Here is a 278-nt window from a genome sequence, read left to right on the forward strand (position 1 = left end):
GACGAGTTCAAGGGCGTCAATGATTCGCTGGGACACGAGGTCGGCGACGAATTGCTGCGGCAGGTGGCGGTGCGCCTGCGCGCCTGCGTCAGCGGCAACGACCTCGTCGCACGGCTCGGCGGCGACGAGTTTGCCATCGTCACGGCTGCGACCTGCGATCCGGCCGAGCTGTCGGCGCTGGCGGAAGATATCCTCAAGGCGCTGCGTGCGCCGGTGGATTGCAAGGGCCAGGACATTCCGACCGATGCCAGCATCGGCATCGCGATCGCGCCCGACCA

Annotated in this window: 1 protein-coding gene; it reads left to right on the forward strand. The window is 67.6% G+C overall.

The features are described 5' to 3' along the window. Positions 1-278: GGDEF domain-containing protein (locus AABA84_RS34860; RefSeq protein ID WP_338314358.1), on the forward strand; the 278-nt coding region annotated here is incomplete at both ends.

Source organism: Bradyrhizobium sp. TM239 (genome assembly GCF_036247985.1).
In the GTDB taxonomy this organism is placed as follows: domain Bacteria; phylum Pseudomonadota; class Alphaproteobacteria; order Rhizobiales; family Xanthobacteraceae; genus Bradyrhizobium; species Bradyrhizobium ottawaense.